We start from the raw sequence: 1,536 nt of genomic DNA, 5'->3' as shown, positions 1-1,536 counted from the left end.
ACCAGCTGATGCGGCTGCGACCTAATCCAGGGGTAGACACCCGTTTGCTGGTGGTTGAAGCCACAGATGCCGAGATCAAGCGCTATGGCTATCCCCTCCCAGATCAAACCCTAGCCCAAGTCCTAGAGAAGCTAGAGTCTGATCAAGCGCGAGTGATTGGCTTAGACATCTTTCGCGAACGTCCTAGAGAACCTGGTCACCAGGCATTGAGCCGTCAGTTACAGCAAAATCATAAATTAATTGCTCTTTGTAGCGCTAGGGTAGCTAACAACCCGGAAAATTCAGGCATCAAACCTCCCTCTGGGGTGCCAGAATCCCGCCTTGGTTTTAGCAATATCATGGCTGACCCTGATGGCATTATCCGTACGCATCTTGTATTTATGCATCCCTACCACGATGACCCCTGTGCCACGGACCATTCCTTCAGTGCTAGGGTCGCATTACATTACTTAGCCCAAGAGGGAATCAAGGCAAAAACCATTGCTATGAATAAAATAGGCTTGGGTAAGACTGTCTTCACAGATTTGTCAGCTAATGCTGGGGGTTATCACAATCGTGATTATCGGGGGTTCCAGGTGTTACTAAATTACCGGGAAACTGTCGCCCGACGAGTCACTTTTACAGAGGTGCTAGAGGGTAAGGTTAAACCAGAGTGGGTGACAGACAAAATAGTCCTGATCGGAATAACTGCAGAGATTGCCAAGGATTACCATCCTACCCCCTACAGTGCCCTGCAGTGGCCATACCAAGAAATGCCAGGGGTAATTATTCAGGCTCAGATGGTCAGTCAGATGATCAGTGCTGCTCTTGATGAGCGTCCATTATTATCAGTGTGGTCGGTCTGGGGAGACCTGTTCTGGGTTTGGGGTTGGTCAATCATTGGTGGTACCATTGCCTGGCGCTGTGGTCGAATGCTGTATTGGGGACTCGCTACGATCACAGCGACAGGGGTTTTATATCTCCTATGCTTTGGTCTATTTACTCTAGGAGTATGGGTACCGCTGGTGCCATCAGCCTTAGCATTGGTAGCCACTAGCGGAATTGTAGTGGTTTACCGGAAACCACTTGGAGCAATCACTCCGTTAGCTATCGAACGAATTCTCTAGCATTTCCATTTGAGTTGGAAACAATAATTACAGTTTTTGACCTGGCAAAAAATCCCTATATACCTGATTAGCTCTTGCTTTTTGCTTCTTGCCTCTTGCCTTTTCCTTAGGCGTTGCTGATTCTAGGTATGGTTTTGCCCCCCTAACCCCCCAATTTTGGGGGGAATAAGACGTTCAAAGTCCCCCAAAGTTGGGGGACCCACGGGGGCTTTAACAAAACCAGATGATTGCGCATTCATTCCTTAATTCAGCAACGCCTTTTCTTAAGGGTAATCGTTCACAACTCAAAAAGATCCGGATCTGATCTCAAACACCAAGGAAACTAGAATAGCTAAGCAAATTTTGCTTCAAAAAAAAAATTTTTCTGATCATCTGCGAAAAGTTGGCTTGAGAGGCGCTGTAACAAGTATCAATGAAAAAACGCCGCCTG

Annotated in this window: 1 protein-coding gene; it reads left to right on the top strand. The window is 47.1% G+C overall.

What is annotated here, in order from left to right:
- Positions 1-1,106, top strand: a 1,106-nt coding sequence (locus tag F6K49_RS47870) for a CHASE2 domain-containing protein (protein WP_293109625.1), incomplete at its 5' end; no start/stop codon positions are given.
- Positions 1,107-1,536 lie beyond the last annotated feature (430 nt).

This window comes from Moorena sp. SIO3I6 (assembly GCF_010672095.1).
This window is presented reverse-complemented; position numbering and strand designations above follow the sequence as displayed.